This window comes from Roseovarius arcticus (assembly GCF_006125015.1).
GTDB lineage: Bacteria > Pseudomonadota > Alphaproteobacteria > Rhodobacterales > Rhodobacteraceae > Roseovarius > Roseovarius arcticus.
This window is the reverse complement of the sequence record NZ_SZZN01000001.1, coordinates 133,410-156,139: the sequence shown is the minus strand read 5'-3', so window position 1 is coordinate 156,139 and position 22,730 is coordinate 133,410. Positions and strand designations below refer to the sequence as shown.

The 22,730-nt window shown below is 62.3% G+C and carries 24 protein-coding genes; 8 read left to right on the top strand and 16 right to left on the bottom strand.

The window, feature by feature from the left end; translation table 11 throughout:
• Positions 1-86: 86 nt before the first annotated feature.
• The gene (locus tag MK6180000_RS00740; protein ID WP_138932985.1) at positions 87-2,267 is read left to right on the top strand and encodes a thiamine pyrophosphate-dependent enzyme; all 2,181 of its coding nucleotides are present in this window, start codon (positions 87-89) and stop codon (positions 2,265-2,267) included.
• Entirely contained in the window at positions 2,264-3,292 is a 1,029-nt protein-coding gene (locus MK6180000_RS00735; protein WP_138932984.1) for an ACP S-malonyltransferase, read from the top strand. Before MK6180000_RS00740 ends, MK6180000_RS00735 begins: the two co-directional genes overlap by 4 nt.
• Before the next feature lie 18 nt (positions 3,293-3,310).
• On the opposite strand, the gene MK6180000_RS00730 is transcribed toward MK6180000_RS00735, so the two are convergent.
• The 7 genes from MK6180000_RS00730 to MK6180000_RS00700 all read right to left on the bottom strand — a co-directional run bounded on the left by MK6180000_RS00730 (position 3,311) and on the right by MK6180000_RS00700 (position 11,813).
• On the bottom strand, positions 3,311-4,357 hold the full coding sequence (locus MK6180000_RS00730; RefSeq protein ID WP_138932983.1) for a PAS domain-containing sensor histidine kinase: 1,047 nt from the start codon (positions 4,355-4,357) through the stop codon (positions 3,311-3,313).
• Positions 4,358-4,471: 114 nt separating this feature from the next.
• A complete protein-coding gene (locus MK6180000_RS00725) occupies positions 4,472-5,257 on the bottom strand; it encodes a carnitinyl-CoA dehydratase (protein ID WP_138932982.1) in 786 nt (261 codons plus the stop codon).
• Positions 5,254-7,290: an acetate--CoA ligase family protein gene (locus tag MK6180000_RS00720; RefSeq protein WP_138932981.1), complete on the bottom strand. Its 2,037-nt coding sequence runs from the start codon at positions 7,288-7,290 to the stop codon at positions 5,254-5,256. Before MK6180000_RS00720 ends, MK6180000_RS00725 begins: the two co-directional genes overlap by 4 nt.
• Positions 7,291-7,538: 248 nt before the next feature.
• Positions 7,539-8,699 (bottom strand): acyl-CoA dehydrogenase family protein, encoded by a 1,161-nt coding sequence (locus MK6180000_RS00715; RefSeq protein ID WP_138932980.1) that lies wholly within the window; start codon positions 8,697-8,699, stop codon positions 7,539-7,541.
• Positions 8,696-10,117, bottom strand: a complete 1,422-nt coding sequence (locus tag MK6180000_RS00710; RefSeq protein WP_138932979.1) for a carnitine 3-dehydrogenase — start codon at positions 10,115-10,117, stop codon at positions 8,696-8,698. The genes MK6180000_RS00715 and MK6180000_RS00710 overlap by 4 nt, the downstream gene beginning before the upstream one ends.
• A 23-nt stretch (positions 10,118-10,140) precedes the next feature.
• Complete coding sequence (locus MK6180000_RS00705; protein WP_138932978.1) at positions 10,141-10,905, bottom strand: SDR family oxidoreductase; 765 nt, start codon at positions 10,903-10,905, stop codon at positions 10,141-10,143.
• Positions 10,902-11,813 carry a beta-keto acid cleavage family enzyme gene (locus tag MK6180000_RS00700; protein ID WP_138932977.1) on the bottom strand — a complete coding sequence of 304 codons (912 nt, stop codon included), beginning with the start codon at positions 11,811-11,813 and terminating at the stop codon, positions 10,902-10,904. Before MK6180000_RS00700 ends, MK6180000_RS00705 begins: the two co-directional genes overlap by 4 nt.
• 93 nt (positions 11,814-11,906) lie before the next feature.
• Here MK6180000_RS00700 and MK6180000_RS00695 point away from each other — a divergent pair, with 93 nt between their 5' ends.
• Together MK6180000_RS00695 and MK6180000_RS00690 are read left to right on the top strand one after the other, a co-directional pair.
• Entirely contained in the window at positions 11,907-12,857 is a 951-nt protein-coding gene (locus MK6180000_RS00695) for a GlxA family transcriptional regulator (RefSeq protein ID WP_138932976.1), read from the top strand.
• Positions 12,858-12,920: 63 nt separating this feature from the next.
• Positions 12,921-13,154: a hypothetical protein gene (locus tag MK6180000_RS00690; protein WP_138932975.1), complete on the top strand. Its 234-nt coding sequence runs from the start codon at positions 12,921-12,923 to the stop codon at positions 13,152-13,154.
• On the opposite strand, the gene MK6180000_RS00685 is transcribed toward MK6180000_RS00690, so the two are convergent.
• The 7 genes from MK6180000_RS00685 to MK6180000_RS00655 form a co-directional block, all read right to left on the bottom strand.
• Positions 13,118-14,236 (bottom strand): beta-ketoacyl-ACP synthase III, encoded by a 1,119-nt coding sequence (locus MK6180000_RS00685; protein WP_138932974.1) that lies wholly within the window; start codon positions 14,234-14,236, stop codon positions 13,118-13,120. The two genes, MK6180000_RS00690 and MK6180000_RS00685, sit on opposite strands and share 37 nt — an antisense overlap.
• A gap of 1 nt (position 14,237) precedes the next feature.
• Positions 14,238-15,191: a 2-hydroxyacid dehydrogenase gene (locus MK6180000_RS00680; RefSeq protein WP_138932973.1), complete on the bottom strand. Its 954-nt coding sequence runs from the start codon at positions 15,189-15,191 to the stop codon at positions 14,238-14,240.
• Positions 15,188-15,526: a tRNA-binding protein gene (locus MK6180000_RS00675; RefSeq protein ID WP_138932972.1), complete on the bottom strand. Its 339-nt coding sequence runs from the start codon at positions 15,524-15,526 to the stop codon at positions 15,188-15,190. The genes MK6180000_RS00680 and MK6180000_RS00675 overlap by 4 nt, the downstream gene beginning before the upstream one ends.
• On the bottom strand, positions 15,519-16,334 hold the full coding sequence (gene proC / locus MK6180000_RS00670) for a pyrroline-5-carboxylate reductase (protein ID WP_138932971.1): 816 nt from the start codon (positions 16,332-16,334) through the stop codon (positions 15,519-15,521). Before proC ends, MK6180000_RS00675 begins: the two co-directional genes overlap by 8 nt.
• Before the next feature lie 40 nt (positions 16,335-16,374).
• Positions 16,375-16,875 carry a type III secretion system chaperone family protein gene (locus MK6180000_RS00665; RefSeq protein ID WP_138932970.1) on the bottom strand — a complete coding sequence of 167 codons (501 nt, stop codon included), beginning with the start codon at positions 16,873-16,875 and terminating at the stop codon, positions 16,375-16,377.
• A 217-nt stretch (positions 16,876-17,092) separates the two neighbouring features.
• Positions 17,093-17,371, bottom strand: a complete 279-nt coding sequence (locus MK6180000_RS00660; RefSeq protein ID WP_138932969.1) for a hypothetical protein — start codon at positions 17,369-17,371, stop codon at positions 17,093-17,095.
• 339 nt (positions 17,372-17,710) lie between these two features.
• Positions 17,711-17,965, bottom strand: a complete 255-nt coding sequence (locus MK6180000_RS00655) for an accessory factor UbiK family protein (RefSeq protein ID WP_138932968.1) — start codon at positions 17,963-17,965, stop codon at positions 17,711-17,713.
• 148 nt (positions 17,966-18,113) lie between these two features.
• Here MK6180000_RS00655 and lgt point away from each other — a divergent pair, with 148 nt between their 5' ends.
• Genes lgt through pgeF form a run of 3 tightly spaced genes read left to right on the top strand, consistent with a single transcriptional unit; the run spans position 18,114 to position 20,814 of the window.
• On the top strand, positions 18,114-19,001 hold the full coding sequence (gene lgt / locus MK6180000_RS00650; RefSeq protein ID WP_138932967.1) for a prolipoprotein diacylglyceryl transferase: 888 nt from the start codon (positions 18,114-18,116) through the stop codon (positions 18,999-19,001).
• On the top strand, positions 18,998-20,062 hold the full coding sequence (locus MK6180000_RS00645; RefSeq protein WP_138932966.1) for a class I SAM-dependent methyltransferase: 1,065 nt from the start codon (positions 18,998-19,000) through the stop codon (positions 20,060-20,062). The genes lgt and MK6180000_RS00645 overlap by 4 nt, the downstream gene beginning before the upstream one ends.
• The gene (pgeF, locus tag MK6180000_RS00640; protein ID WP_138932965.1) at positions 20,059-20,814 is read left to right on the top strand and encodes a peptidoglycan editing factor PgeF; all 756 of its coding nucleotides are present in this window, start codon (positions 20,059-20,061) and stop codon (positions 20,812-20,814) included. Before MK6180000_RS00645 ends, pgeF begins: the two co-directional genes overlap by 4 nt.
• A gap of 213 nt (positions 20,815-21,027) precedes the next feature.
• Here pgeF and MK6180000_RS00635 read toward each other — a convergent pair whose 3' ends face one another.
• The gene (locus MK6180000_RS00635) at positions 21,028-21,306 is read right to left on the bottom strand and encodes a hypothetical protein (RefSeq protein WP_138932964.1); all 279 of its coding nucleotides are present in this window, start codon (positions 21,304-21,306) and stop codon (positions 21,028-21,030) included.
• Between the two features lie 45 nt (positions 21,307-21,351).
• On the opposite strand from MK6180000_RS00635, the gene MK6180000_RS00630 reads away from it, so the two are divergent.
• Positions 21,352-22,143 carry a Hint domain-containing protein gene (locus MK6180000_RS00630; protein ID WP_138932963.1) on the top strand — a complete coding sequence of 264 codons (792 nt, stop codon included), beginning with the start codon at positions 21,352-21,354 and terminating at the stop codon, positions 22,141-22,143.
• Between the two features lie 18 nt (positions 22,144-22,161).
• Here the strand turns inward: MK6180000_RS00630 and MK6180000_RS00625 are convergent, their stop codons facing one another.
• Positions 22,162-22,662, bottom strand: a complete 501-nt coding sequence (locus tag MK6180000_RS00625) for an Lrp/AsnC family transcriptional regulator (RefSeq protein ID WP_138932962.1) — start codon at positions 22,660-22,662, stop codon at positions 22,162-22,164.
• Positions 22,663-22,730 lie beyond the last annotated feature (68 nt).

The following is a 22,730-nucleotide window of genomic DNA, read 5'->3' as shown; positions in this document are numbered from 1 at the left end:
GGGCGGGACGGCGGAAAACAAGGCTTGAGGTGCACGCGGGGCGCGGGCAAAGTGCGCGCCAAGCCGCCACCGACAGGAGTGCCCCGATGGATCGCGCGCAGATCGTGCATGAGAATTTCCGCGCCCGCGCCGCATCGGGCGATCTACCGCAAGGCACCATGCCGACCGGCGCGCTAAGCGATACCGATGCGGTGTCGCTCTTTCGCGCGCAATGCCTCAGCCGCGCGCTAGATCGCACCAGCCGCGCGATGCAAAAGGCGGGCCAAGGGTTCTACACCATCGGATCGTCCGGGCATGAAGGGATGGCGGCAGTTGCCCATGCGCTGAGACCCGATGATATCGCATTTCTGCACTACCGCGACGCCGCGTTCCAGATCGCGCGCGCAGGCCAAGTGCCGGGGCAGTCGGTGCTATGGGACATGCTGCTCAGCTTTGCCTGTTCGTCCGAAGATCCGATTTCCGGCGGGCGTCACAAGGTGCTGGGGTCAAAGGCGCTGATGATCCCGCCGCAGACCTCGACAATCGCCTCGCACCTGCCCAAGGCGGTCGGCGCGGCGTATGGGCTGGGCCTTGCTCGCCGCCGCCCGCCAGAGCATCGCATGCTGCCACATGATGGCATCGCCATGGCATCCTTTGGCGACGCATCTGCCAACCATTCGACCGCGCAGGGCGCCATCAATACGGCAGGCTGGACCAGCGTCCAGTCGGTGCCGTTGCCCCTCTTGCTGGTATGCGAGGATAACGGCATCGGCATCTCGACCCAGACACCCAAGGGCTGGATCGCGGCCAGTATGCAGCACCGCCCCGGCATCAAGTATTTCGCCGCCGACGGCCTAGATATCTACGACACTGCCCGCGCGGCGGCAGAGGCGGCGCGCTACGTTCGCACGCAGCGCAAGCCAGCGTTCCTGCATCTGAACATGGTGCGCCTTTACGGCCATGCCGGTGCGGACCTACCCACCACCTACCTGCCCACAGCGCAGGTAGAGGCAGAGGAGGCGAACGATCCGCTGCTGCACAGTGTCCGGTTGCTGCATACCGCAGGCGCGCTGGACCGTGCGGATGCCCTCGCCATATACGACACGACGAACGCCCGGGTAGAGCGTGTCGCGGCAGAGGCCGTGCAGCGGCCCCAGCTGAAGACAGCAAGCGACGTGATGGCCAGCATTGTCCCGCCCAAGCGCGACTGCACACCGACAAACGGGCCAAGCGCGGAGGCGCGCGCAGCGATCTTCGGCAGCGATATGAAGCAGATGGACCAGCCCCAGCCAATGAGCCGCCTGATCAACTGGGCGCTAACCGATCTGATGCTGGCCCACGGCGAGATCGTCTTGATGGGCGAGGATGTGGGCCGAAAAGGTGGCGTTTACGGCGTAACGCAGCGCCTGCACCAGCGGTTCGGGACGGACCGAGTGATCGATACAATATTGGACGAGCAGAGCATCCTCGGCCTTGCCATTGGTATGGCGCATAACGGGTTTATCCCGATGCCTGAGATCCAGTTCCTCGCCTATCTGCACAACGCCGAGGATCAGTTGCGCGGCGAGGCGGCGACGCTGCCGTTCTTTTCCCAAGGGCAGTTCACCAACCCGATGGTGCTGCGCATTGCTGGCCTCGGATACCAAAAGGGCTTTGGCGGGCATTTTCACAATGACAATTCGCTGGCCGTGCTGCGCGATATTCCCGGCCTGATTGTCGCCTGCCCATCGTCCGGCCCCGACGCCGCGCTGATGCTACGCGAATGTGTTCGGCTCGCGCGGGAGGAGCAGCGGGTGGTGGTCTTTGTCGAGCCAATCGCGCTCTACCCGATGCGCGATCTACATGAGGTCGGGGATGGTGGCTGGATGGGAACGTATCCCGGCCCGGACGAGCGAATTCCCCTAGGCAGCGTCGGCGTGCATGGGCAGGGACGCGATCTGGCGATCGTGACCTACGGCAACGGGTATTACCTGTCGCGGCAGGCCCAGGAAGCGCTGGAGGCTGAAGGGATAGACGCGCGTGTGATCGACATGCGCTGGATCGCGCCCCTGCCAGCCGAGGCGCTGATCGCCGCGACGCGGGGGTGCAAATCGGTGCTGATCGTGGATGAGTGCCGCCGCTCAGGCGGACAAGCCGAGGCGCTAATGGCCCTCTTTGTTGAGCGGGCAGAAATGCCGGTTAGCCGCCTGACCGCCGAGGACAGTTTTATCGCGACCGGCCCGGCCTATGCCGCCACTATGCCCTCGCGTGATAGCATCGTTGCCGCCGCAAGGGAGGCCTGCGAATGACGTGCCGCGCCGTGCTGATCTGCCCCGGCCGGGGCACCTACAACAAGGCCGAGCTGGGCTATCTGGGCCGCCACCACGCTGGCGCCCCGCTACTGGATACGTTCGACGCCCTTCGCCGCGCAGAAGGCCAGACGCCCGTCACCGAGTTGGACAGCGCCGAGCGGTTTGCCACCGCCACACACACCCCCGGCGATGCCGCGTCACCGCTGATTTACGCCTGCTCCTACCTCGACCGGATGGCGCTGGCCGATGACATCGAGATTGTCGCCGTTACCGGAAATTCGATGGGCTGGTATACAGCGCTGGCAGCCGCAGGCGCGCTGGACGCTGAAGGCGGCTTTCAGGTGGTCAACACAATGGGGCGGCTGATGCAGGAGGCGTCCATCGGCGGCCAGCTGGTGTATCCCTGCGCCGGGCCTGACTGGCGCCCCGATCCCGGGCGCCGCGCGGCGCTGCTGGAAACAGTGCGCCAGATCGATGACGAGGGCGCCGTGCTGCGCCTCTCAATCGACCTTGGCGGGATGCTGGTGCTGGCCGGCGATGCCGCAGGACTGGCCGAATTCGAGGCGTCGGTGCCGCGCATCGAGGACCGTTTTCCCATGCGCCTGCCCCATCACGCGGCATTTCACACGGCCCTGCAGGCGCCAGTGGCCGAGGCAGGTCGTGCCGCGCTGCCTGCCGCGCTATTTGCGCAGCCATCGCTGCCGATGATCGACGGGCGCGGTGCGATCTGGTGGCCGCATGGCACGGACACCGCATTGCTGCATGAGTACACGCTGGGCGCGCAGGTGACTGAAACCTATGATTTCGCCCGCGCAATCCGCATCGCGGCCCAAGAATTCGCGCCGGATATGTTCATCATTACCGGCCCCGGCACGACGCTGGGCGGGGCGGTGGCGCAGTCGCTGATTTCATTCGGCTGGCAAGGGCTGGACGGCAAGGCCACGTTTCAGGAGCGGCAGGAGGAATCGCCGCTGCTGGTGTCGATGGGGCTGGAGGACCAGCGCGATATCGTCACGGGCTAGGCGCGGCGACTGTCGCCGTCACCGGCGGCGCGGCATGCGGAAGGTAAAGACCGTCCCGCTCTCGCTGGATTCCATGGTCAGGTCGCCGCCATGCGCGCGCGCGATCTCGCGCGAGATGAACAGACCGAGGCCAAGACCCTGCTGCGACTCGTCTAGGCCTCCGCGCGAGAACGGCTCGAATAGCTTGGGCGCGATATCGTCCGGTATAGGCGTGCCACGGTTCATGACCGAGAGATAGAAAATACCGGCGTCGTCATAGGCAGCAAGCGTGACAATCTCGCCCTTGGCGCCGTGCTGCACGGCATTGGCAAGAAGGTTCGAGATCATCTGACCAATCCGCCCGGCATCACAATTGATCGGATCGCAGAAATCGTATTCCGTAAGAATTTCGGTTTCGGGATGGGCCAACGATATTTCGCCTACCGTATGCTCAAGGATCGGTTTGACGTCGTGATCGTCGTAGCGATCAATGTTCAGGCCACCGCCCAGACGTGCGCGGGCAAAATCCATCACGTCGTCAATCAGCCGCGCGATCCGCCCTGTCGAGCCTTGAATCGACTCCACCATCTCGGTGATCTGCGCATCCTTGGTGGTGCGCCCGATCATCCGTGATGCGGCGTTAATCGCGGCCAGCGGATTGCGCACGTCATGGCCCAGAACGGCGATGAATTGCTCCCGCAGCTTTGCCTCTTCCTCGCGGGTGCGCAACGCTGCCTCATTTTCCTTTTCAACGGTGACGCACCGTCCACTGCAAAAGAAATTATCGCCCTCCGGCACCGCGTTCCATGAAATCCATTGGTAGTTGCCACCCTTGGAGCGATATCGGCTAACAATATTCAAGGCGGGTTTGCCGCGCATCAAACCCTCGAACGCTTTGTTTGCTTCGTCTATGTCATCAGGATGCACAAAATGAGAAAATCGTTGGCTGCGAATTTCCTCGGCTGTGTAGCCGAGCAAAGACATCCAAGCAGGATTGGTATCGAAAAATTGTCCGTCCCTATCGACAAAGCCAAGGAGGTCAGGCGTTACTAGCCATGTGCGGCTGCCGCTATCTTGGTGCGTCATTTCGTCAACAGAACCTCATCTATAAACCCTGTATGTATCGGTTCCACAATGGGGTGTCATCTCGATAATCTGATCGCGCGCGAACTGCCTCCGTATAGCACCCCGCGCCTGATCTTAGCGCCCCTTCCAGACCGGGTCACGTTTCTCCGAAAACGCGCGCGCGCCCTCAAGCTGGTCCTCGGAGGAGTAGAGCGCATCGACGGTGGGATACTGCCGCCGCGCTATCTTGTTCATCACAGTTTGAAAGTCGTTTCCTTCGGCGTCGCGCACGATCTCTTTCAGCGCCGCGTAAACGAGAGGAGGGCCATCTGCCAACTTATCGGCCAACGCGCGCGCCTCTGTCATCAGCTCGGCGGCTGGCACGACGCGGTTGATCATGCCCCAGCGCGCGGCCTCGCTTGCGTCGATCCAGCGGCCAGTCAGCAGCATTTCCATGGCGATGTGGTAGGGTATGCGTTTGGGCAGCTTCACACTTGCCGCATCGGCCACGGTGCCCGAGTTGATCTCGGGTAGCGCAAACTGCGCGTGATCGGCAGCGATGATGATATCAGCGCCCAAGGCCAGTTCCAGCCCGCCACCACAGCAGATGCCGTTAACGGCGGCAACGATAGGCTTGTTCAGGCCGCGCAGTTCCTGAATACCGCCAAAGCCGCCAACGCCGTAATCGCCATCGACTGCATCGCCGTCTGCCGCCGCCTTCAGATCCCAGCCGGGGCAAAAGAATTTGTCGCCGCCACCAGTGATGATTGCGACGCGTAGGTTATCGTCGTCGCGAAAGCTCGCGAAGACTTCGCCCATGAGGCGGCTGGTTTTTAAGTCGATTGCGTTAGCCTTGGGCCGGTCCAGCGTAACCTCAAGAACGCGGCCTCGTGTTTCGGTCTTGATTGGGCTGTCTGTCATGGCTGTTCTCCTGTCGTGATAAGTGCGTCCGCCGCGACGGCGCGTGTGGGGGTGCAGATCAGCGGATTGATCTCGACCTCTTGTAGGGTTTGGGCGTTTTCTATGACGTAGTCCTGCACAGCCATCACAGCGCGTGCAATAGCGCCGCGGTCCGCGCCCGGCTGGCCGCGATACCCCGCGAGCAGGGGCGCGATGCGCAAGCTATCCAGCGCTTCATCGACATCGCAAGCGGTGACAGGCAGGATCAACGACACGCTGTCGCGCAATATCTCGGTCATCACGCCGCCCGCTGCCAGCGTCAGGACAAAGCCGTGCGCCGGGTCGCGCACGACCCCTATCAGCAGCTCAGCCACACCGCCCGTGATCATTTCCTCCAGCAAATATGCGGGGGCGTTCATGCGGGCAGCAGCCTGCACTACCGCGTCCGGTGAGGTGAGGTTCAGCGCCACCGCGCCCGCCTCGGTCTTGTGCGCGAACCCTTCGCCCTTCAGCACCAGTGGCATGGGCATCTCGCGCGCCGCCACTTCCAGTGCTGCGGCTTGAACGCGCTGCGCTCGCGGCACGTCAGCGCCATGGGCCGCCAGCGCAGCCTTACTTTCTGCCTCACTCAGCACGGTAGCGGGGCACTCGCCGCCCGGTGGCAGAACGCGCCCAGCGGGGCGGTGGCGACCCAGCGCAGCAGCAGCCTCGATCGCTGTCATCGCCTCCTGAATACCCAAGAGCGGGATCAGGCCCGCATCCGTGATACGGCGCGCGACACCCTCGCTCAAGTTTTCCGGCAGGGTCGCAACGAAGGCCAACGGCGTGCCGGTCGCCTGCTGCGCCGCAGCACCCGCGGTAATGGTGCAATCCCACGCGGCATCGCTGCACCTGTCGGTGCGCGGAAAATCGACGACGAGGCAGCCTAGAGCAACATCCCCGGTAAGCGCCGCGGTAAATGCCTCGGTCATGCGCGGCACATCGTCCCAGATAAATGTGTGGTAATCCAGCGGGTTGGCAAGCGCCACCATGGGACCAAGCGCTGCGCGCAGGGCCGTGCGTTGTGCCACGCTCAACTCGGGAAACGACACGCCACGCCCGACGGCGGCATCAGCCATTAGACTTGCCTCGCCGCCAGAGCAGGACATCGAGACGATGTGGTTCGACGCCAGCGGTCCGGCCAGATGCAACAGCTTGAGCGTTTCCAGCAACTCAGGCAGGCTATCCACCTGCGCAATGCCCAGCCGCCGTAGTAGCGCCCGCGCGCCTGCATCGCTGCCGGCCAGCGAGGCGGTATGGGACACTGCCGCCGCACGCGCTTGCGCCGACTTTCCGGCCTTCAGCGCGACGATAGGCTTGCCGAAGCGTTGCGCCTGCTGGGCCAGTGTCTGAAATGCATCCAGATCGCCAATGCCCTCAATGTGCAGGCCCAGCGCGGTCACGCGGGGGTCATCTAGCAGTGCTAGCCCAATCTGGGCCAACCCCGTTTGCGCCTGGTTGCCAGCAGTCGCCACATAAGCCAGCGGCAGGCCGCGTGCCTGCATCGTCAGATTGATCGCGATGTTCGAGCTTTGGGTGATAAGCGCGACGCCACTGTCACAGCGCTCACCGCCGTGCTGATCGGGCCACAGCAGCGCACCATCCAGATAGTTTATGAAGCCGTAGCAGTTGGGCCCGATGATTGGCATATCCCCCGCCGCCTCAAGCAATTGATCTTGCAGGGCATCCCCATCACCCATCTCTGCTTGCACCTCGCGAAAACCGCTGGCAAAGCAGACCGCGCCGCCCGCACCTATGGCGGCCAAATCGCGCACCGCGTTGACTGTGGCAGATCGGTTGACGCCGATGAACGTCGCATCAGGTGCCCCCGGCAGGGCGGCGATTGACGGATATGTCGCCTGCCCGGCCATCTCAGCGCGCTTTGGGTGCACCGGCCAGATCGGCCCGTCGAAACCCATGCGGCGGCACTGCTCAATCACCGACGCACACCAGACGCCACCGCCAATGACGGCGATAGATTTCGGGCGAATTAAGCGTGTTAGGTCGCGTGTCATTGCAAATGTTCCCCCGAAAGAGATTCCATGCCTTCGGCGAGAATACTTAAAGTAAGACGAAAAGGCTGGTAACGCATGATTAACCACTCTTGGTCAGTATGAACTCACGGTACAGGCGGGGACGCCGATGACCGTGCAAGGAGAAAGGGTTTTACCTTTTCGGGGGCGTCAAATTCGGCGCCCCCTTTTCTTTTTGCTTTAAGTATCCCCGCCGGAGGCATCAAAGTTCTTTTGACGCAGCGGTAGCTTCAGGCCCCCAGCGGTCTCAGCAGATCCCGGCTGATGATGTGGCGCTGTATCTCAGACGTGCCGTCCCAGATACGCTCAACCCGCGCATCGCGCCAGAAACGCTCGATCGGGAAATCATCCATCAGGCCCATTCCACCATAGATCTGGAGCGTCGCATCGGTGACGCGCGCCAGCATTTCGCTGGCGTAGAGCTTGGCCGACGCTATCTCTCGATTGGCGGGCAGGCCTTGATCCAGCCGCCATGCGGAGGCGAGGGTCAGCCAGTCGGCGGCGTCGATTTCTGTAATCATGTCCGCGATCTGGAAACTGATACCTTGATACTTCCCGATAGGCTGACCGAATTGCTCGCGCTCTGCCGCGTAATTCAGCGCCATGTCAAAGCAGCGACGCGCGCGGCCGACAGCCATCGTGGCGACCGTGATGCGCGTGGCGTAGAGCCATTCGTTCATCACCGCAAAGCCGCCATCGACCTCGCCCAGAACCTGCGCGTCCGGCAGGCGGCAATTATCAAATTCAAGGATCATGTTCTTGTAGCCGCGATGGCTAACCGATTTATATCCGTCGCGGATGGTGAACCCCGGCGTGCCGCGATCGACAAGGAATGTCGTGATGCGCTTTTTCGGCCCCTTGGGCGTGTCGTCTTCGCCTGTCGCAATGAAGACGATGATGAAATCGGCGTGGTCGGCGCCCGAGATGAAGTGCTTGGTGCCGTTGACGACCCAGTCACCGCCGTCGCGTTTTGCGCTGCACTTCATTCCGCGCACGTCCGATCCGGCGCCCGGCTCGGTCATGGCCAGCGCGTCCATTCTCTCGCCGCGCACGGCGGGCAGCAGATACCGCTCGCGCTGCTCGCCCTCGCAGGCCATCAGGATGTTCTGCGGCCGGCCAAAGAAATGCGTCAGCGCCATGGAGCCACGACCAAGCTCGCGCTCGACCAGCGCGAATTCCAGATGTGACAGACCCGCGCCCCCGACGTCTTCGGGGAAGTTGCAGGCATAGAAGCCCAGATCGAGGGTCTTTTGCTTAATCTTTTCGGCCACGTCGGCTGGCACTTCGCCTGTGCGCTCGACCTCGGCCTCGTGAGGGTAAATCTCCTTCTCGACAAAGCTGCGCACCGTCGAGACGATCATTTCCTGTTCGTCGGTTAGTCCAAAATTCATGATTTCGCTCCTTCATGGGCGGCGGCGAGCGCGGCGACGCGTTCGGCGACGTCTGGCGACGGATCGCAGGTGCGCCGCGTCTCAAGGCTAACGTGCAGCATAAACTGGTCACACGTGGCCAACACTTCGGCGTCTGATGCGCGCTTTAGCTCATGGACGCAGCGCAGCTTCTTGCCCTGCCCTTCGGTGACGCGGGTGTGCACCTCGACGGCCTCGCCAGCGCGTGTTTCCGCCAGATACTTGGTCGTCGTCTCAACGGTGAAATAGCTGAGGCCGTTCGCGATATACGCGTCATCCGCGCCGACATACGCCATCACCTCTTCGGCGGCGTCTGAGAAGACTTGCCCGTACCGCCCCTCATTCATATGGCCGTTCACGTCGGTCCAGTCGACCGGTATAGTGCGGCGTAGGCTGACCATTGGACTGCCACCCTGCAGTACAGGCCGCAGCGTTTTTTCATGCGAGTTCAGCAGGCGGCCAGAGGCATTCCCTTGCTGTTTGAGCGCGCGCATCATAGCGATCAGGTTACCGTCGCGCTTGCGCTCAAGCTGGCGGATGGTGAGGTGGCCCGATTGGTCGTCGGACTGGTCAGCGATCATCTGGGCCAGCTCGTCGGTCAGCTCAGGCACGTCCATCAGCTTGGTCCACGGCCATTTCAGGCAAGGGCCAAATTGGTCGATGAAATGCTTCATCCCGGCCTCGCCGCCTGCGACGCGATACGTCTCGAACAGGCCCATCTGCGCCCATCGAATGCCAAAGCCGTAGCGGATTGCGTTGTCGATCTCCTCGGTCGTGGCGATGCCGTCCTTGACCAGCCACAGCGCCTCGCGCCAGACAGCCTCAAGGAACCGGTCGGCGATATGCGCGTCGATCTCCTTGCGCACGCGCAGGGGGTATAGGCCAACTGAGGTCAGGATTTCGGCGGCGCGATCGACGATGGCCGGGTCAGACGCAGGCGTCGCGACAACCTCAATCAGCGGCAGCAAATAGACCGGATTGAACGGGTGGCAGACCATGATCTGACCGGGGCGCGCGGCACCCTCCTGCAATTCGGTTGGTTTGTAGCCGCTAGTGGACGAGCCAATAACGGCATCCTCGGCGCAGGCGCTTTGAATTTCGGCATAGACCTTGTGCTTCATCTCCAGCCGCTCAGGCACGCTCTCTTGGATCCAGTGCGCGCCTTTGACAGCTTCGGTGACGGTGTCGTGAAAGCTCAGCGCGCCCTCAGCTGGCATGGCATAATCATAGAGCATCGGCAGCGCGTGGCGCGCGTTGTCCAGCACCTCGCCGATCTTGCGCTTGGCCTCCGGGTCGGGGTCAAAGATACGTACATCCCACCCGTTCAGAAGAAACCGCGCGGCCCATCCGCCGCCGATCACACCGCCGCCGATAATGGCCGCTGTCATTTGTTTGGTCATTTTAGTGTCCATTCTCTCGCGGCTTAGGGCGCGTTTGTTTCGGTGTGGCCGTCGATCGCCAGGATCTGGCCAGAGATTTTCGAGGCGGCCGGCGAGGCGAGGAAGAGCACCGTGTCGGCCAGATCATCAACAGTGACCCAAGTGCGCATCGACACGCCGCGCACATACTGGTCGCGCACGTCCTGCTCAGGGCGCCCGGCCGCCTTGGCCTCCATCGCAACGACGCGGTCCATCCGGTCGCCCGTCACCGCGCCGGGGCAAATGGCGTTGACGCGGACGCCCACGGGGCCCAGCTCCATCGCCAGCGTTTTGGTCAGGCCGATAAGGCCCCATTTCGCCGACGCATAGGGCGAGCGGTAGGGGTGACCCCATTGGCCCGACGTCGACGAGGTGATGACGATGCAGCCCGACCCTTGGGCGCGCATGATCCGCGCGGCCCAGCGGCAGGTCAGAAACGCGCCGTTCAGGTTGACGGCAAGGCACGCCTGCCACGCGTCATAGTCCAGATCCTCGATCCGGCCAGCGGGGCCGCCGGTGCCCGCATTGGCGCAGACCACGTCAATACCGCCCAACGCGCCCTCAACCTCGCCTAGAAATGCGTCCATCTGGGCCGCGTCCGTGACATCCGCCTGCCTGCAGATGGCGTCTGGCATGGCGGCAGCGACACGCGCAACCGCATCCCCGTCGGCATCGCATAGTGCGACACGATCGCCTTGCGCCGCAAACCTCCGCGCAAGGCCAAGGCCGATGCCAGACGCACCCCCGGTTATGAGGACGCGCTGGCTCACTTCGGCGCGCGCTTGGTCAGGCGCAGTTTGTCGCGTACGTCTGCGGGTGACATGACGCGTGCGCCCATACGCTCAATGATCTCGCGGGCGCGTGTGACCAGATGATGGTTTTCGGCCAGAACGCCTTTGTCCAGCATCAGGTTATCCTCTAGCCCGACGCGCACGTTGCCGCCTGCCAGCACTGCTGCGGCGACGTAAGGCATCTGGTCACGGCCCAATGAGAATGCCGACCAGTTCCAGTCGTCTGGCACGTTGTTGACCATTGCCATAAAGGTGTTCATGTCGTTCGGCGCGCCCCATTTTACGCCCATGCACAGCTGAACCAGTGCATCGGCCTCCAGCACGCCATCCTTGACCAGTTGCTTGGCATACCAAAGGTGGCCGGTGTCAAACGCCTCAATCTCTGGCTTGACGCCTGCGCCGGTCATCATGCCGCCCATCGCCTGCAACATGCCGGGCGTATTGGTCATGACATAATCGGCCTCGGCAAAGTTCATCGTGCCGCAATCCAGCGTGCAAATCTCGGGGAGGCATTCCAGCACGTGCGCGGTGCGTTCACTTGCCCCGACCATATCGGATGCACCCTCGTTCAGCGGCAGCGGGGTTTCGGGATCGCCAAAGATCATGTCGCCGCCCATACCAGCGGTCAGGTTCAGCACCACGTCAGTATCTGACGCGCGGATGCGATCGGTTAGCTCGCGGTATAGCTTCAGGTCGCGGCTTGGCTTGCCTGTTTCGGGATCGCGCACGTGGCAATGCACGATGGCGGCGCCAGCCTTTGCCGCCGCAATGGCGCTGTCTGCGATCTGCTGGGGGCTGCGCGGCACATGCGGGCTGCGATCCTGGGTGCCGCCGCCGCCAGTCACGGCACAAGTGATAAAGACGTCGCGGTTCATAGTCAGGGGCATGGGCCATCCTTTCGGGGGGGGATTTCGAGTCGTCGCTTGCCGCATATGGTAACGCTGGCAACGGGCCCGATAGTGCGGTATCGGACAGGAATGATGCAAAAATGGACAAAACCGCCCGGCGCACCGATCACCATTGCATTTCTGCTCTTTGACAGGTTCTCGAACCTCTGCCTCGCCAATTGTCTAGAGCCGCTGCGCGCCGCAAATTCCGTCAGCCGGGCGGACCTATTTCACTGGCGGATTGTGACGATGGCAGGCAATCCGGTCCACAGCTCCAGCGGGATGCAGGTCTTGCCTCATGATGCGCTGGGGCAACTGGGCGATTGCGATTACTTATTCGTACTCGCCAGTTACGACCATGTACGCCACGACACAGCGCTGGTTCGCAAGGCGCTGCGCGCTGCGGCGTCACGCGCGAGATTCGTGGCCGGGATGGACACCGGGCCATGGCTGATGGCCTCGGCTGGACTGCTGAACGGGCGCCGCGCCACGCTGCACTGGGATCTGCAGGACGCCTTTGCCGAGCGGTTTCTGGAGGTTGAGGTCGAGCGTGCGCGCGTTATCTACGATGGGCCGACGATTACCTGCGCCGGCGCAATGAGCGCGTTGGACCTGATGATGGAGTTGATTGCGTATCACGCCGGCATGGCCGCGCGGCTGGATGTCGAAGATCAGTTCATGCATGGCAGCGACACGTCGGCTACCCCGCCACAGACCGATGCACTGGTGCAGGGTGCGCTGGCGCAGATGCGCGCGCATGTAGAGCGGCCCCTGCCTTTGGCCGCTATCGCGCGGAGGCTGAATTGCCAGCCTCGGACGCTCGACCGCCATTTTCGCCGGGCATTGGGCGCGCCGCCCGGCACGGTCTATCGTCATATTCGCCTGTCCGAAGCACGCAAACTGCTGGACAGCACCGTTTTGGCGGTGGGCGAGATCGCCGTGCGGTGCGGCTACGACTCGCCCGCTGCGATGGCGCGCGCTGTGCGTTTGCGTTACGGCGCGGCCCCCTCGCAACTGCGCGCCAGTATGCGGCAGGGGCGCTAGGCGGAACGATGCGAGCGCGGCATGAGTTACTTTAAGGTACCCGCAAAGTAGAAAGGTCACCCGATGGATCGCCTCGCCCTATACCTGACATTGCTCAGCGCGGCAGCGGTGGCAGGCGCGTTAATCGCAGTCTGCGCAAGCCTCGGCTATACGTCATTTTGGGTTATCGTGGTCTGCATCATCCTGGCGTTTTCTATCGCCTATCCCAGTGCTACGCTGGTCGCGCGCAGTGTGCGCCATTGGCAAAACGGCCACAAAGATCAGCCGCGTTCGACCAGAACAGACCCCACCGAATAGCCCGCACCGAACGAGCATATCAGGCCCAAATCGCCCGGAACCAGATCGGCGCTATGCTGCGAAAATGCGATGATTGAGCCTGCCGACGAGGTGTTGGCGTAGTCCTGCAGAACGTTCGGCTGCTCTGTTGGCGTTGGTGTTCGTCCCATCACCTTGCGACCAATATAGTCGTTCATCGCCTTGTTGGCCTGATGCAGCCAGAGGCGTTTTAGCCCTTCTGGCGGTGTGCCTGCGTCCGCCAGATGGTCTGCGATATGGCTCGCGACCAGCGGCAGAACCTCCTTAAAAACGCGGCGCCCTTCCTGCATGAACTGCATGTCGCGGCGGTCCTGCATCTGGCCATGGGCGCGGCGCAAAAAGCCGTCATTGTTGCGAATATTGTTTGAAAACTGTGTGGCACATTGGGTGCTGAGGATACGAAAATGTGCGCCTTTGGCCACCTCCTCCGGCTCCAGCACCGCCGCCGTGCAAACATCGCCAAAAATGAAGTGGCAATCGCGGTCGCGCCACTCCAGATGCGTGCTACATACCTCGGGGCTGACGACGATCGCGCAGCGGGCTGACCCAGCACGGATCATGTCCGCCGCCGCCTGCATTCCAAATGTGGCCGATGAGCAGGCGACGTTCATATCAAAAGCAAACCCACGCGCGCCAAGAAGATTTTGAATTTCCACAGCAATCGCGGGATACGCCCGCTCGTGATTGGACGCAGCGCAGATGATAAGATCGACATCAGCGCCGCCGCGGCCCGCCTCTGCCAGCGCTTTTGTGCATGCATCCAGCGCCATTTCGGCCATCAGGCTGGGCTGATCATCGCCGCGCGGCGGCAGGGTTGGGTGCATGATTTGCGGATCAAGGATGCCAGACTTCTCCACCACATATCGCTGGTGGATACCTGACGCGCTGACAATGAAGTCGCTGCTGGAATGAGGCTTGGCCGCCATGTCGCCTGCGTTTATGGCGTCTGCATTCTCCGCGTTGAACGCGTCTGCGTAGGCGTTGAAAGCCGTCACCAGTTCGTCATTGGTGATAACGTACGACGGTGTAAAAACCCCGGTACCCGTGACGGCGGCCAGCCCCATTTTAGTTGACCGCGTTGGGCGGTGCGTCGCCGGCAAAGAACGCCTTGAGGTTTTCGACAGCCAGCATCCCCATCGCCTCTCGTACCTCTAGCGCAGCCGTGCCCAGATGCGGCAGCAACACGGCGCTTTCCAACGCGACAAGCGCATCTGGCACCTTTGGCTCGTGCTCATAAACGTCCAAACCCGCGCCCGCGATCTGGCCCGTTTGCAGCGCGGAAATCAGCGCCGCCTCCTCCACCACATCCCCGCGCGAGATGTTGATAAGGTGTGCGTGCGGCTGCATCGCGGCAAAGACACCTGCGTCGATCAGATGGTGCGTACCGGGCCCGCCGGGCACGCAAACAACAATCACGTCGGCGCGCCCGGCGAGCGCCGCGATCTCGTCCATCCGCAGAGCCGGGAAATCCATCTGTTTCTCAGAGCGGTTGTAGTAGATCACGTCCATGCCAAAGCCATGATGGCAGCGCCGCGCGATAGCCTGCCCGATGCGGCCCATGCCAATGATGCCCACAGTCTTGCCGCCCAAGTGAAGGCCCAGCATCTGGGTCGGATGCCAGCCCTCCCACATGCCTGATCGCACCAGCCGCTCCCCCTCGCCCGCGCGGCGTGCGCTCATCAGCATGAGGGTCATGGCAATATCGGCGGTCGCATCAGTGACAGCGCCGGGGGTGTTCGTGACGGTTACATTGCAGGCGCGGGCGGCGACCACGTCGATATGATTATAACCGACGCCGAAATTCGCCAGTATCTTGCAGCGATGCGCGCCATCCTCGAACACCTCGGCGTCAAAGATATCGCCCAATGTCGGTATTACGCCGTCATATAGCGCGAGCGCTGCGCGCATTTCGCCGGGCTTCATTGGCAGCGTGCTTTTGCGCACCTCTACGTCAAACGCAGCCTCTGCGGCGGCAATAACGCGCGCCGGTAGGGGCCGGGTCAGGAAAACGCGGCTCAATGCATTCGTCCGCCAATGGGCACATCCTGGTCCGGCGACAGCAACACTATTTCGCCGTTCGCATCCGCGACGCCTAGCACCAGCACTTCGGACATAAAGGGACCAATCTGTCGTGGTGGAAAGTTGACGACGCCCATTACCATCCGGCCTGATAGCGTCTCGGGCGTGTAATGCGCGGTGACTTGGGCCGATGTCTTGCGCTCGCCAATCGCAGGTCCGAAATCGATCCACATTTTGATCGCGGGCTTGCGCGCCTCGGGAAACGGCTCGGCCCGGGTGACGCGGCCTACACGGATATCGACAGCCATGAAGTCATCAAATGAGATGTCAGCCATTCTTCAGTTCCCTCGATCGGTTGGCGGCGGCGCCCACTGTACGGCGGATCAGGTCTGGCAGGCCGTTCTCGGCGTCCATCAACACGTCTAGACCCGCCTGTGTGGTGCCATTTGGGCTGGTGACATTGACGCGCAGTTGCGATGGCGTCTCGTCCGATCCCTCTGCCAGCGCGCCTGCGCCAGCGACCGTCGCCAGCGCCAGTTGCATGGCCAGCGCGGCCGGTAGCCCCTCGGCCTCGCCCGCCTTTGCCATGCATTCAATCATGTGGAAGACGTAGGCCGGGCCAGAGCCTGAGACGCCGGTGACGGCGTCCATTTGATCCTCATTCTGCAGCCGCACGACCTGACCAACGGCGGTCAACAATGTCTCGGCCAGGTCCATCTGGTCACTGCTGGCGTGGACGTTGCCAATGATCGAGGTGATGCCGCGGCCCACCGCGGCGGGCGTGTTGGGCATGGCGCGAATGATCGGGCTGGCGCTGCCTAATGCAGCCTCGAACGCTGAGATCGGCGTGCCTGCGGCGACCGAGATAAAGAGGGTGGTGCCATTGCCCATTTCGCGCAAGCTCGGCAGCGCATCGCCCATCATCTGCGGCTTGACCGCGATCAGAACTATGCCCGGCGCGGTGGGCAGATCGCCGTTAATGGTAACGCCTGTGGATTTCAGCCAATCCGATGGCTTGGGGTCAATCACCCAGACCGATGAGGGGGGCAATCCACCCTTCAGCCAGCCTTGCAGCATAGCGCCGCCCATCTTGCCACAGCCAAGCAGCACAAGGCCCTTTTCGGCCACGAAATCCATATCCATAAGCGTCCCTTTCGCCTGAATTCAGGTTCAGGCGGTAAGGTTACGCGCGGCCATAAGCCTCTGCAATGGCAACCTGCATCGCGTCGCGCGGAGTGCGGTCGCCCCAGACGACCAACTGAAATGCGGGATAATAACGCTCGGCGTTCAGGACGGCGGCAGTGATGATCGTGTCGATCTGCTCAGGGCTGGCACCCTGCCCGCCGGACATCAGTAATCCATAGCGATAGACCATCAACTTTTGTTCGCGCCAATAGGTAAAGGCACCGGACCAGCACTGGTCGTTTATCTCGTTCAGGGCCTCGAAAAGGGCCGGCAATTTTTCGCTGGGTGGGTCCATTTCAAAGGTGCAAACCATGCGCAGCGTCTCGTCATAGGCGGACCATGCGAGGGTAATCGAATAGGTGCGCCACTGGCCCTCGACGGCCATTGCGATCTGGTCATCGCCAACGCGGTCGAATTGCCAATCATTATGTGTCGCCAAATTTTCGACAATATCTATGGGGTGCACGTCATCGGACAGAAACTGCTCGGACAGGGCCATGGTTTCACCTTTGGATCTAATCCTGCGACGGGGATCTGACGCCCCCAAGCGCTGGATAACTGCTCAACGGGATGGGGTGCGCGCCCATTCCCTTACCATATATGGTGCGGTACGGCCGTGCGTGTGTAAAGCAATTTGTTGGGGATAACCGCAATAAGTTGTGGATAGACTGGTATTAAGCCCCAAATCGGGCGCTTTGGAGTCGTTTTCGCCCGTATCAGTCCTGCGGCGACTGCCCTTTGCAGGGTTCAAGGCGCCGTATACAGGCCGCCAACACTCCCATTTCATCCAGCGCGCCTAGATCTTCGATCAGGCTGTCGAGTGCGCGGGTGTAGTCGATAATCGCAGCGTCGCGGCGCAGACGATCAGGCGCGTCGCGCGTTATCTGGCGCAGTTCGCGTAGCCGCCCCAGACGGTTCTGGACTGCCCGCACGCGGTTTGCCGCATCCGGCGACATGACCGGCCACCCGCAATCGCAGGACGGATCCACACTCATGTCGTGACCCTACGCGATAACGTCGCGTCATTTTTCTCTACACACCTCATGGGAGAATCCCCCTGACATAATACACTTTTTGATTGTAACTCACGGAAATCACAGAACTATTATCTCTAAACTGTGAGACTAAAGCGGTCTAGTCAATGAGTTTTGTCAGGCCGAAAAATGAGAGAGGTGTTGTTTTGCGGCGCAGACCAGCAGTCCGGGCGCAGATCGGCGGACTGCCAAAAACGCGGCATACCCGCCTCCTTTGGGCCAGGGGGCGGCGCGCGCGGCAATCTCGTCGTGTGATAATAGCAAGAAAGGGCAGCGGCGTTATTTCGCCGCCGCCGCGTGTCAGCGGCGCTCGGGCGTGCCTGCCTCAAGCGTGTCGAGGCGCGCTTTCAACGCTTCGTTCTCTTCGCGGGCCTTTTGGGCCATGGCGCGCACGGCGTCGAATTCCTCACGCGTGACGAAATCGCGGTCGGCCAGCCAGCGGTCGATCATCGACGACATCGCCGTCTCGGCCTCTTTCCTTGCGCCTTGGGCCACGCCCATCGCGTTGGTCATCAATTGCGAGATATCGTCCATCACCTTGTTGCGGGTCTGCATGTCTTGCTCCTATCGCCTGCGGCGGGGCCGCATTTCAAACATCCTGCGGCAGGGCCGCGTCTGGCATGTTATATGGTGCGCGCGCCCCTGATCACAAGATGCGTGAGGCCCGTTGACTTCCCCCCTGCCGCGCGGCCATGAACGCGGTATGCAAGCTGTTATCCCCTTCCCCGATATCTCGCCCGAGTTGTTCTCGATCTCGGTCTTTGGCATGGAATTCGCGCTGCGTTGGTATGCGCTGGCCTACATCGCGGGCATCCTCGCCGGATGGCGGATCGTTCTGGGCGCTGTACGCAGGCCGCATCTGTGGCAGGGTGGAAACGCTGCGATGACCGCAAAACAGGTCGAGGATCTGCTGTTTTGGGCCATCTTGGGCGTCATTCTGGGCGGGCGGCTAGGCTTTGTGCTGTTCTACCAGCCCGGCTATTACCTGTCGCATCCAGTGCAAATATTAAAGGTCTGGCAGGGCGGCATGTCGTTTCATGGCGGTATGCTGGGCGTGCTGGTGGCGTGCATTGCGTTCTCGCTCCGCAACAAGCTGCGCATCCTGTCCGTCGGCGATCTGCTGTGTATGGCCGCGCCCATTGGGCTGGCACTGGGCCGCATCGCCAATTTCATCAACGCCGAGCTGTGGGGCCGGCCAACCACTCTGCCGTGGGGCGTGGTATTTCCCGGCGCCGCCGCGCAGGACTGCCCTGAGGTGCTGGGACTTTGCGCGCGCCACCCCTCGCAGCTATATGAGGCATTGCTGGAGGGCGTCATTCTGGGCGCTGTGCTGCTGTGGCTTGCCTACCGTCGCGGCGCGCTCAAGCGACCCGGCTGGATCACAGGATGCTTCTTCATCGGTTACGGGGCCTCGCGCTTTGTAGTTGAATTTGCGCGTCAGGCCGATGCGCAGTTTATGACGTTAGGCAATCCGCTGGGCCATGCAGTGCAACTGGGTGCGGGTTATGGCCTGACGATGGGGCAGTTGCTGTCACTGCCGATGATCGCATTTGGCCTCATATTACTAGCGACGCGCCCGCACAGCACATGACCCCGCTTGGCGATCTGATCCTGGCGCAGATCGACGCGGACGGGCCTATGTCGCTGGCCGATTACATGGCGCTGTGCCTGATGCATCCCAAACATGGCTACTACGCCACGCGCGACCCCTTTGGTGCGGCAGGCGATTTCACCACCGCGCCCGAGATTAGCCAGATGTTCGGCGAGCTTTTGGGCCTCTCCCTTGCCCAGACATGGCTGGATCAGGGTGCGCCAAGCGTCATTGGACTGGCCGAGTTGGGGCCGGGGCGCGGCACGCTAATGGCCGATATCCTGCGCGCCACGCGGGGTGTGCCCGGCTTTCACGCCGCCGCGCAGGTGCATCTGGTCGAGACATCTCAGACCTTGCGCGCGGTGCAGGCCAAGACGCTGGACAGCTACGCCCCCCTATGGCACGCAAATGTCGAGGCGCTGCCTGACCTGCCCCTATTTCTAATCGCTAACGAGTTTTTCGACGCGCTGCCGATCCGGCAGGCACAGCGCAGCGGCGACGCATGGCGCGAATTGATGGTCAGCCGGGATGGCGCCAGCCTGTCGCCTGCCCTCAGCGCCCCCACGTTGCTACCGATGCTCGCCCACCGGCTGGAGGATACGGCAGAGGGCGATATCGTCGAATTTTGCCCGGCAGGCACCCGCATCGCCGCGCATCTCGGCGCGCAGATCGCGCGACTTGGCGGCGCGGCACTGATCGTGGATTACGGCGACTGGCGCACGCTCGGCGATACGTTTCAGGCGCTCCGTGCTCACGCAACCGCTGATCCCTTTGCGGCGCCGGGTACCGCCGATCTGACCGCGCATGTCGATTTCGAGGCGCTGGCGCTGGCCGCCGCGCCCGCGCGGCACACGCGTCTTAGCACCCAAGGGGTGTTTTTAGAGCGTCTGGGCATCGCGCAGCGGGCGCAAAAGCTGGCAGATGCGCTAAGCGGCGAGGCGCGCAGCGCGCATGTCGCGGCACATCGGCGCTTGACCCATCCGGCGGAAATGGGGACGCTCTTTAAGGTGATGGGCCTTTACCCCGAGGGTGCCGCGCCGCCACCGGGACTTGTCTCATGACGCTGGAAATCCTGACTGCCGACAGTCTTGCGCCCCTGCGCCATGGATTCTTTACCCGCCGAGGCGGGGCCTCATCGGGCATCTTCACGGGGCTGAACTGCGGCGAAGGGTCCAGCGATCTGCGCGAAATCGTCAACATTAATCGCGCCCGTGTGGCAGATGCTATGAACGTCGCGCCGGATCATTTGCAAAGCGTGCGTCAGATCCATTCAGCCGATGTCGCTGTGGTGAACGCGCCATTGAAAGAGCGGCCTCGCGCAGATGCGATGGTCACGGCCACCCCCGGAATTGCGCTGGCGATCCTGACCGCAGATTGCCAGCCCGTATTGTTTGCCGATGTGGATGCAGGTGTAATTGGCGCGGCCCATGCCGGCTGGCGCGGAGCATTGGACGGCGTGCTGGAGGCCACCGTCGACGCAATGGTGGCTCTCGGCGCTGCGCGGGGCAACATCCACGCTGTCATCGGCCCCTCAATCAGCCAAGCGGCTTATGAGGTGAGCGCGGAGTTCGCCGACGCGTTTCTAACCGCAGATGCAGGCCATGCCCAATTCTTTGCCCCCGGCGCAGAGAGTCGAATGCAGTTCGACCTCACGGCCTTCGGCCTCGCGCGATTACGCTGCGCCGGGGTGGGCCATGCGGAATGGACCGGCCATTGCACCTACGGGGACGAAGATCGATTCTACTCCTACCGCCGCACCACGCACCGGGGCGAGGCAGACTATGGCCGCCTGATCGCATCTATCCGCCTCTGATCAAGTCATGGATGGTTAAGACCAAGGGCAGCCCCGCCACAACATCGCCTAAATTGAGATGCGCGCCGCCAGTCAGCAGGCTGCGCAGCTGATGGAAATTACAATAACTCATCTAAAAACAGCCGCTTGCCATACCACGCAACATGTCGAGCGTTTTTGCCATGACCTGCGGCAAATGCCCCGCCGCTGCCAAAACTTGGCCGCAAATCACTGTCAGTTTGATGCCAGATATACAGCAGACCCGACAATCGGGCAGACTTGGAGCATAAACATGAACACGCAGAGCAAGCCGCAGAAACGTTGGATGACCTCCATCTTGAAAACGGCAGGCGGCAAAATGCCCGCCCTCCCCTTCCAGCGTGGCCAGCGCAGCAGCGTCTCCCAGCGCATTGCGTCTGCGATGCCCCGCGACCGGATGCTGCGCAACGCCTGATCGTGCATGACGAAGGCACGGGGAATTCGTGTGCGCGCCTTGGCGTGCCAGATCTCCATTGCCAGCCTCTCATTGCAATGCAGCCTTAGAAAGCGCAACAAATTATGGTCTACACTCCCTCCGCCCTTGGCCTGACAGGCGCTCCGCGCGCCGAAATCGGCCGGACGCGGGGCGTGGCGCGCCGAGAGGTCACAAACCTGAGGGATGCCCTTCAGACCCCCGTGCAGGAGTGCGAAATCGCTTATCTGCTTAGAGACGGAAGCGCCCGCGAGGCCCGCCATAATGTTCCCGCACTTCCTGTTTTTGAGGCGGCCTTTTCGGCATTTGCGCGCGGCACGCTGATCGCCACCCCGCGCGGCCCCGTCGCGATCGAGGACTTGGCCCCCGGAATGAAAGTGCTGACGAACGAGCGCGGCCCGTCGCCTGTCCTATGGATCGGAACCATGTCGCTGCGCCGCAGCGAAACAGCGCCCGAAGCGCCGCGCCTGACACGTATCATGACCGGAGCGCTGGGTATGGGTCGCCCGATGACTGACCTGATGACTGGCCCGGGCGCGCGCATTGCACAGCGCAACCCGTCGCAGTCCGGCAATGTCCATTCCGATCTGGTGTTGCGTCCGGTGCGCGATCTGATTGACGGCACGCATGTCATCGAACTTAGCCCGCCGGGCGCGGTGCAGCTTTATCATCTCGCGCTGCGCCGCCACGCGACGATCACTGCTGCTGGCCTCGCGGTCGAAACGTACCACCCTGGACCCGGATTTCAGAACCAGTTGACATTTCGCCAGCTAGAGCAGTTCATCGATTTGTTCCCGCATGTTACGCACCCCGCCGATTTCGGCGGTCTTGTGCATCCGCGCGCCCCTCTTGGAACAGGCGGCCGGGCTGTCATCTAATGGTGGCCTGCCAGCGTCTCAGGCGCCGCGCGCCAACCGCGCCTCAAGCACCTCGAATGGCACGCCCGGCTCGTCCTTTGCGCCGCGAATGACCAGCGCGGTCTTGACGCTGGCCACGTTGGTCGCGGCGGTCAATTCCTCGGTCAGGAAGCGTTGAAACGTACTCAGGTCCGGCGCAACGCATTTCAAAATGAAATCGACCTCACCGTTCAGCATATGGCACTCGCGCACCAGCGGCCACTCAGCGCAGCGCCTCTCGAACGCAGTAAGATCCATCTCGGCTTGGCTTTGCAGCCCAACATTGGCAAAAACTTGCACCTCGAACCCCAACTCGCGCGCGTCCACGTCGGCGTGATACCCGCGAATATAACCCGCCTCCTCCAAAGTACGCACGCGGCGCAGGCAGGGCGGGGCGGATATGCCGACACGGCGGGCCAGTTCCACGTTGGTCATACGGCCATCGGCCTGAAGCTCGGCCAGTATCTTGCGGTCGATCGGGTCCAGACGGGTGGTTGCCATGATTTCCAGCTCTCGTAAAATTTCGCGATTGTTATATCAAGCACCGCATACAGCGCAACAATCTTTCG